7 protein-coding genes and 1 riboswitch are annotated in these 8,203 nt (G+C 64.8%); of the genes, 4 read left to right on the top strand and 3 right to left on the bottom strand.

The features are described 5' to 3' along the window. The 3 genes from EOA36_RS19650 to EOA36_RS19660 form a co-directional block, all read right to left on the bottom strand. On the bottom strand, positions 1-362 hold a 362-nt coding region (locus tag EOA36_RS19650; protein ID WP_145969225.1), incomplete at its 3' end, for an NADH-quinone oxidoreductase subunit C. A 4-nt stretch (positions 363-366) separates the two neighbouring features. Beyond that, a complete protein-coding gene (locus tag EOA36_RS19655; protein WP_015317338.1) occupies positions 367-948 on the bottom strand; it encodes an NADH-quinone oxidoreductase subunit B in 582 nt (193 codons plus the stop codon). Beyond that, positions 939-1,304 carry an NADH-quinone oxidoreductase subunit A gene (locus tag EOA36_RS19660; RefSeq protein ID WP_006335683.1) on the bottom strand — a complete coding sequence of 122 codons (366 nt, stop codon included), beginning with the start codon at positions 1,302-1,304 and terminating at the stop codon, positions 939-941. The genes EOA36_RS19655 and EOA36_RS19660 overlap by 10 nt, the downstream gene beginning before the upstream one ends. 333 nt (positions 1,305-1,637) lie before the next feature. Here EOA36_RS19660 and EOA36_RS19665 point away from each other — a divergent pair, with 333 nt between their 5' ends. From EOA36_RS19665 to EOA36_RS19680, 4 genes are all read left to right on the top strand, one after another. Further along, a complete protein-coding gene (locus EOA36_RS19665) occupies positions 1,638-2,837 on the top strand; it encodes a winged helix-turn-helix domain-containing protein (protein WP_127279045.1) in 1,200 nt (399 codons plus the stop codon). A 29-nt stretch (positions 2,838-2,866) separates the two neighbouring features. After that, a riboswitch (cobalamin riboswitch) is annotated at positions 2,867-3,073 on the top strand. Between the two features lie 37 nt (positions 3,074-3,110). Beyond that, positions 3,111-3,545 carry a DUF1636 family protein gene (locus EOA36_RS19670; RefSeq protein WP_127279046.1) on the top strand — a complete coding sequence of 145 codons (435 nt, stop codon included), beginning with the start codon at positions 3,111-3,113 and terminating at the stop codon, positions 3,543-3,545. Further along, positions 3,542-4,594, top strand: a complete 1,053-nt coding sequence (gene cobW, locus EOA36_RS19675) for a cobalamin biosynthesis protein CobW (protein WP_127279047.1) — start codon at positions 3,542-3,544, stop codon at positions 4,592-4,594. Before EOA36_RS19670 ends, cobW begins: the two co-directional genes overlap by 4 nt. An 18-nt stretch (positions 4,595-4,612) precedes the next feature. After that, complete coding sequence (locus tag EOA36_RS19680) at positions 4,613-8,134, top strand: cobaltochelatase subunit CobN (protein WP_127279048.1); 3,522 nt, start codon at positions 4,613-4,615, stop codon at positions 8,132-8,134. The last annotated feature ends 69 nt before the right edge of the window (positions 8,135-8,203 follow it).

Raw genomic sequence — 8,203 nt, forward strand, 5'->3', positions numbered from 1 at the left:
CCATAGAGATCGTAGGTCTCCCGCTCGAACCAGTCGGCGCCGGGATAGACGCCGGTGACCGACGGCACCATCGTCTCCTCGTCGGCCTGCACCTTGATGCGGATGCGGACATTCTGCTTCGGCGAAAGCAGGTGATAGACGACGTCGAAGCGCTTGGCCCGCGACGGATAGTCGGCGCCGCAGACATCGATGATCGAAATGAACTGGCAGCGCGCATCGTCGCGCAGGAAGGTCATTACCTCGATCAGGTTTTGCGGCTCGACGTGAACGGTAAGCTCGCCATAAGCGAGCACAGCGTCGCTGAAGCGGCCAGGCAGCTTCTCGCCGAGATAGGTCGACAGTTCGCTAAGGGATGCGGCCATGGATTTACCGTTCGATCGTGCCGGTGCGGCGGATCTTCTTCTGCAACAGAAGAATGCCGTAGAGCAGGGCTTCGGCGCTCGGCGGGCAGCCGGGCACATAGATGTCGACCGGCACGACCCGGTCGCAGCCGCGCACCACCGAATAGGAATAGTGGTAATAGCCGCCGCCATTGGCGCAGGAGCCCATCGAGATGACGTAGCGCGGCTCCGGCATCTGGTCGTAGACCTTGCGCAGCGCCGGCGCCATCTTGTTGGTCAGCGTGCCGGCCACGATCATGATGTCGGACTGGCGCGGAGACGCGCGCGGCGCGACACCGAAGCGCTCCGAATCGTAACGCGGCATCGAGGTGTGGATCATCTCGACCGCGCAGCACGCCAGGCCGAAGGTCATGAACATCAGCGAGCCGCTGCGCGCCCAGGTGATCAGCGCCTCGGTCGAGGTGACCAGAAAACCCTTGTCTGCAAGCTCATTGTTGATTTCGAGGAAGAAGGGATCGTCCTCCCCCACCGGCCTGCCGGTGTTGGGATCGATGATGCCCTTGGGCTTTGGCGCGACGAGGGTGCCTGAACTGTCGTTCAATCCCATTCCAGCGCTCCTTTTTTCCATTCATAGGCAAAGCCGATGGTCAGCACCGCCAAAAACACCATCATCGACCAGAAGCCGAGCATGCCGATCTTCGAGAAGGACACTGCCCAGGGAAACAGGAAGGCCACTTCGAGGTCGAAGATGATGAACAGGATCGACACCAGGTAGAAACGAATGTCGAACTTCATGCGGGCATCGTCGAACGAGTTGAAACCGCACTCGTAGGCGGACAGCTTTTCGGGATCGGGGTTGCGGTAGGCCACCAGGAACGGTGCGACCAGCAGCGCCAGGCCGACCACCAGCGCCACGCCGATGAACAGGACGATGGGCAGGTACGAACTGAGGAGTGCGTTCATGCAGCGGCTTTCCGTTGGCGCCAATCCACGTTGATTACAGCACCGGACCTTAATGCGGAAGCGTGACAGTTTAACCGCTGAACCGTTTTAAGGAGCCTATGCTGCAACGCGGCGAGGGTTAGCGCAGCACTTCCAGCGAAGCAAGTCAAACCTTGTTCAAAACAACGAGCTGGACGGCATTCCGGGAGAAACTGGTCTCATAGGCTCCTGTTTGATTTCCTTCTCTTTTTACTCCACTTTTCTCTCCTGACAGGGTTGCCGCCAAAACCCTGCTAGCATGGGCTGGAATCACCCATCACATCTTTGTCAAAGCACCCTCAGAGTGACGCCTGCATGAAGGAAAAGATCTCGCTAGCCGCCGCCCGGCGCATCGCGCTCGCCGCTCAGGGATTTCTCGATCCCCGCCCCGCCGGCATGCCCGACCGCCGCCATTTCGCCCGCGTTCTGTCCCGCACCGGCCTGTTGCAGATCGATTCCGTCAGTGCGGTGGTGCGTGCCCACTATATGCCGCTCTATTCGCGTCTGGGTCCCTATCCCGTCGCCTTGCTCGACAACGCCGCCGTGACGCGCAAGCGCACGGTGTTCGAATATTGGGCGCACGAGGCCTCATTCCTGCCGGTCGAGACGTACCCGCTGATGCGCTGGCGCATGCAGCGCGCCGAGCAAGGCGGTGAAATGTATCTGGGGCTGGCCAAATGGGGCCGTGAGCACGCCGCCTATATAGAAGAGATCTACCGCCAGGTCGTCGATCGTGGCCCGATCGCCGCTTCGGCGCTGGAAGGCCAGAAAGGCTCCGGCGGCTGGTGGGGTTGGAGCCACGCCAAGCACGCCTTCGAATGGCTGTTCTGGGCCGGCCGCATCACCACGGCGCACCGGCGCGGTTTCGAGCGCTTCTATGACCTGCCGGAGCGGGTGCTGCCGCAAGCGATCCTCGACCTGCCGGTACCGGCGGCCGAGGATGCACATCGCGAATTGCTGCGCATTTCCGCCCGCGCCCACGGCATCGCCATGTCAGGCGACCTGCGCGACTATTTCCGGCTCTCCCCCGCCGACATGAAAGGCCGGCTCGAGGAACTGGTCGAACTCGGCGAGTTGTTGCCGGTCCGTGTCGAGGGGTGGGACAAGCCAGCTTACCTTCACAGGGATGCGCGTTTGCCACGCAAGATCGAGGCCCGCGCCCTGCTGGCGCCGTTCGATCCCGTCGTCTTCGAGCGCTCGCGCTCGGAGCGGCTGTTCGATTTTCACTATCGCATCGAAATCTACACCCCGGCCGAGAAGCGCCAATACGGCTACTATGTCCTGCCCTTCCTGCTTGGCGACAAGATCGTGGCGCGCGTCGACCTCAAAGCCGACCGGCCGGCCAGTGTCCTGCGCGTCCATGCCGCCTATGCCGAGCCCGGCGCGCCGCCTGAAACCGCCGCTGAACTTTTCGAGGAATTGAAGCAGATGCAGGGCTGGCTTGGGCTTGAACGCATCGAAGTGACGCCTGCCGGCGACCTCGGCCCGGCGCTGTCCGACATCGCGGTGTCGTAAGCTCGCGTTGACACCGCTGCCCGCAAGAGCCTAAATCCGATCCAGACGGTCTCCTCTCGGCAAAGGGAGGAGCCAAGAGGGAATGCGGTGCGGGCCGAAAAGCCCAAATCCGCGGCTGTCCCCGCAACTGTAAGCGAAGAGCCAAGGCCGAAAGCCACTGGGATTGTCCCGGGAAGGCGGCTACCCAAGGCGATGACCCGCGAGCCAGGAGACCTGCCGTCTGGAATGCAAGAATCCGATCGCCCGGCGGGTTTTCCGGGCAAGGAGCCTGATTTGGATCGCGACAGCAGTTTCTCGGCTGAAACAACGGACATTTCGTCCGGCGGGGATGATTCCCTGGCCGGCATCACTGTCATCGTCTGCGCCTCCTGTCGCGACGAGACCGGTTCCGACGCCCATCCCCGGGCCGGCGAACTTTTGGCTGCAGATCCCCGCCAAGCCGCCCCGGGCGAGCAAATTCGCATCCGCACGGTCGAATGCCTCGGCAATTGCAAGCGCAGGCTGAGCGCCGCGATCCTGCGCGACGGATGCTGGAGCTATGTGTTCGGCGACCTGACCACAACCAGCGGCGCCGATCTCGTCGCCGGCGCGAAACTCTTCGCCACCTCGACCGACGGCCTCATTCCCTGGCGCGGCCGGCCCGATAGCCTCAAGCGCGGCCTCGTTGCCCGCATCCCTCCTCTCGACATGCTGAAGGACTTGATATGACCGCTCCAAATTCGGCCGGCAATCTCTCCCGCGTTCCCTGCACCGTCGTTACCGGCTTCCTCGGCGCCGGCAAGACGACGCTGGTCCGCCATCTCCTGGAAAATGCCGGCCGCAAGCGGATTGCCATCATCGTCAACGAATTCGGCGATATCGGCATCGACGGCGAAATCCTCAAGGGCTGCGGTATCGAAACCTGCCCCGAGGAAAACATCGTCGAACTGGCCAATGGCTGCATCTGCTGCACCGTCGCCGACGATTTCGTGCCAGCGCTCGACCAGATCCTGTCGCTGACGCCGAAGGTCGACCACATCCTGATCGAAACCTCCGGTCTCGCCCTCCCCAAACCTCTGGTCCAGGCGTTCCAGTGGCCGACGGTGAAAAGCCGCGTCACCGTCGATGGCGTCATCGCCGTGGTCGACGGTCCCGCACTTGCGGAAGGCCGCGTCGCCAACGACATGGAAGCCCTGCAGGCGCAACGCGCCGGGGACGAAAGCCTCGACCATGACGATCCGGTCGAAGAGGTGTTCGAGGACCAGATCGCCTGCGCCGACCTGATCATCCTGTCGAAGAGCGACCTGATGGACGCCGAGGACTCGGCCCGCGCCAACGCCATCGTCAACGAACACTCCGCCCGCGCGGTGAAGATCGTGCCGACGTCGCATGGCAAGGTCGATCCCTCGGTGCTGCTCGGGCTTGGTCTTGCCGTCGAGGACGACATCGAGAACCGCAAGTCCCATCACGACGGCGCATTCGACCACGAGCATGACGACTTCGACACATTCATCGTCGACATTCCCTCGATCGCCAATCCCGACGATCTGGCAAAACGTGTCGCAGAGGCCGCCGAACAGGAAAACGTGCTGCGTGTAAAAGGCTTCGTCGAGGTCGGCGGCAAGCCGATGCGGCTCCTGCTGCAGGCCGTCGGCCCACGCGTCAATCATTACTATGACCGTGCCTGGAGCGCCGAGGACGACCGCCGCTCGCGCCTGGTCGTCATTGGTCTCAAGGGGCTGAACCGTCCGGCGATCGAACGTATCCTCGCCGGCTGATTTCAGACACGGACCGCGATGCACATCCTCACCACGACCTCCGCTTCGCTTGACGACCTCGCCGAGCCTGTCGATCTCAGGCAGACGCCGGCGGATATCGTGGCCTTGTCCTTCACCGACAGCGATCTCGCCGGACTGGCGGCGGCGTGGAAGGCGGACGCCGACCGCCTGCCCTCCATGCGGCTTGCGGCACTGCGCGATCTGCGCCATCCCATGTCCGTCGACCTCTGGATCGACAGCGTCGCCCGCCATGCCAAGGTCATCCTGGTGCGCATCCTCGGCGGCAACGACTGGTGGCGCTATGGCTGCGACCAGCTGGCGGTGATTGCCCGTGAGCGCGGCATCAAACTGGCGCTGCTTCCGGGTGAAAGCCATGACGAGGATCTCAGGCTGATCGAAGCCTCGACGCTGCCACGCGCCGAACTCGACGGCCTGCTTGGCTATTTCCGAGAGGGCGGCCCGGCCAATATGAGTGCGCTGGTGCGGAGACTGGCGGGGCTGGCTGGACAGGATACGTCCGTCGCCAGTCCGGTCAGCGTGCCGAAGGCCGGTTACTATCAGTCTGGATTGGGGGTCGCGGAGGAGCCGGACCTTTCAGATGTCGGCGCTCCCATCGTCCCTATCCTCTTCTACCGCTCGATGCTGCTCGCGGCCGACGTTGCCCCGATCGATGCGCTGGCCGTGGCCTTGCGCTCCCAGGGACTGGCAGCGGTCCCGATCTTCGTTTCCAGCCTCAAGGATCCTGTGTCCCTGGCGTTCGTCGAAAATGCCATCGCATCGCTGAAACCTGCCGCCATCATCACCGCGACTGCCTTCGCTTCGGGTGCCGAACCCGGCGTTGAAACCCTGTTCGACCGCGCCGGCGTGCCCGTCTTCCAGGTCATCGTCGCCACCACCCGCCGCGATGTCTGGGAAAACAACCAGCGCGGCCTGGCGCCGGCCGACCTTGCCATGCATGTCGTGCTGCCCGAACTCGACGGCCGCATCCTTGCAGGCGCCATTTCCTTCAAGGGCGAGAGCGATGTCGATCCGGCGCTTGGCCACCGTGCGCTGGCCAACCGGCCGGAACCGGATCGTGTGACGCAGGTGGCTAAGCGCGTTGCGGCCTTCATCCGCCTGCGGGAGACATCGCGCGCAGAGCGCAAACTGGCGATCCTGATTCCCGATTATCCCAGCGCTCCTGGCCGCACCGGATATGCGGTCGGGCTGGATGTGCCGTCCAGTGTGCTGGCGATGCTGCACGACTTGAGCGAACAGGGCTATGCCGTTGACGGGATTCCGCAAACACCGCGTGAATTGCTGGATTTGTTGGAGCGGGGCGACAGCGGGCTGGGGTTCGACGGCTATCGTGCCTTTTCTATTGAGCTTCCGACATCGGCAATTGCCGCGGTAGACGCCGCGTGGGGCAGAGCAGATCAGGAGACAGGTTTGCGCGAGGCGCCCCCCTCTGTCCTGCCGGACATCTCCCCCACACGGGGGGAGATTGTGCCCGCATCTCCGCTTTCGCCAATCTCGAAGGTTAAAGAACGGGCGCCGAAGTTGCCAATCTCCCCCCTCGTGGGGGAGATGTCCGGCAGGACAGAGGGGGGCGCTCAAGCGCCAGCCTCAGCAAACTTCCCCTTCCGTGCCGCAACCTTCGGCAACATCACCGTGGCACTCGCCCCTGATCGCGGCCGTTCCGCCGATCGCCGCGCCGATTACCACGACCCGACACTGCCTCCGCACCACGCCTTGATCGCCTTCGGCCTCTGGTTGCGCAAATCGCTCGGCGTCCATGCCTTGATCCACGTCGGCGCCCACGGCACGCTGGAATGGCTGCCCGGCAAGACCGTCGCGCTTTCGCAAAACTGCTTCCCCGAGATCGTGACCGGGTCCCTGCCCGTCATCTATCCCTTCATCGTCTCCAACCCAGGCGAGGCGGCGCAGGCCAAACGGCGCATCGCCGCCGTCACCCTTGGCCATCTGCCGCCGCCGCTCGCCGGTGCAGGTCTCGACGAGCACCAGCACAAGTTCGAACGCCTGGTCGATGAATACGCCCAGGCCGATGGCCTCGACCGCCGCCGCCGCGACCGTCTCGCCAGGCTGATTGTCGAAACCGCGCAAAAGACCGGCCTTGCCTCCGAAGCCGGCGTCGCCAAAACCGATGAGCCCGACGAAGCGCTGCGCCGCATCGACGCCTGGCTCTGCGATCTCAAGGATTTCGCTATCAAGGACGGGCTGCATATCTACGGCCGCGCGCCCGAGGGCGAGCCGGATGCCATGCGCCGCCAAAGCGCGGCAGCCGAGAAGTCGGCGCTGTTCGCCGCGCTCGATGGCTGTCACGTCAAGGCCGGCCCGGCTGGCGCGCCCGCACGGGGCCGCTCCGACGTGCTGCCCACTGGCCGCAACCTGTTCACCTCGGACCCGCGCACCATGCCGACGCCGACCGCCTACGACCTGGGCAAGGCGGCGGCGGAGGAAGTGGTGCGCGGCTACCTGCAATCGCATGGCGACTGGCCGCGTTCCCTGGTCATCGACCTCTGGGGCTCGGCCTCGCTGCGCACCGGCGGCGAGGAGATCGCGCAGGGCCTGGCGCTGATGGGCTGCCGGCCGCAATGGGACACTGCCACCGGCCGCATCACCGGCATCGAGGTGCTGCCGCCAGCTATGCTCGGCCGTCCGCGCGTCGACGTCACCTGGCGCATATCAGGCCTGTTCCGCGACATGTTCCCGACCCAGATCGCCCTGATCGACGCCGCCGCCAACGCCGTTTCCGCGCGCGACGAGGACGATTCGGAAAACCCGCTCGCCGCCAAGACCCGCGCCGATGGCAAGATCAGCCCGCGCATCTTCGGCACATCGCCCGGCACTTACGGCGCCGGCGTCGAGGATCTGTTGTCGAGAGGCGACTGGAGCGCGCGCGATGAGATCGGCCGCGCCTATCTCGACGCCACCTCGCATGCCTATGGCGGCGCCGGCGGCGAAGGCGTCTCGGCGCCCGGAGCGTTTGAAGGCCGCATCGCCGAAGCCGATCTTCTGGTCCACACCGGCGACGACCCCGGTCGCGACATCCTCGAAGGTTCCGCCGACGTCGCCTTCATCGGCGGCTTTTCGGCCGCCTTGGCCGCACTCGGCAGGAACGCCGACGTCATCGTGCTCGACACCACGGACCCGCAAAAACCGAAACCGCGATCGGTCGGCGAGGCCGTGTCGCGCGTGGTGCGTGCCCGCGCCGTCAACGCACGCTTCATCTCAGGCCAAATGCGGCACGGCCCGCGTGGCGCCTCCGAATTCGCCGAAACGGTCGACCGGCTGGTCGGCTTCGCCGAGACCACCCATGCCATTTCAGGCGCGCTGATCGAGGCCGTGCACGATGCCTATCTCGGCGATCCGGACGTTCGCGCCTTCATCCTGCGCGAAAATCCCGCCGCCGCCAAAGTCATCGCCGAGCGCTTCCTGTCGGCGCGCCGCCGCGGCCTCTGGCATCCTTTGCGCAATTCCATCGACGACGATCTCGCCGCGCTGATTGCGGAAGCCAACGCGCCCGGGGTCGCGGCATGAACGCCTTCTCGCGCCGTGGCGCCTGCCCCGCTCTGTCCGCGCCGATGCAGACAGGCGACGGCCTGCTGG

It is taken from the genome of Mesorhizobium sp. M8A.F.Ca.ET.021.01.1.1 (genome assembly GCF_003998025.1).
In the GTDB taxonomy this organism is placed as follows: Bacteria; Pseudomonadota; Alphaproteobacteria; order Rhizobiales; family Rhizobiaceae; genus Mesorhizobium.

Bases quoted from the DNA above. Each gene is read 5' to 3' on its own strand.
- EOA36_RS19655 (WP_015317338.1), bottom strand. From the start codon at position 948: ATGGGATTGAACGACAGTTCAGGCACCCTCGTCGCGCCAAAGCCCAAG.
- EOA36_RS19660 (WP_006335683.1), bottom strand. From the start codon at position 1,304: ATGAACGCACTCCTCAGTTCGTACCTGCCCATCGTCCTGTTCATCGGC.
- EOA36_RS19665 (WP_127279045.1), top strand. From the start codon at position 1,638: ATGAAGGAAAAGATCTCGCTAGCCGCCGCCCGGCGCATCGCGCTCGCC.
- cobW (WP_127279047.1), top strand. From the start codon at position 3,542: ATGACCGCTCCAAATTCGGCCGGCAATCTCTCCCGCGTTCCCTGCACC.
- EOA36_RS19680 (WP_127279048.1), top strand. From the start codon at position 4,613: ATGCACATCCTCACCACGACCTCCGCTTCGCTTGACGACCTCGCCGAG.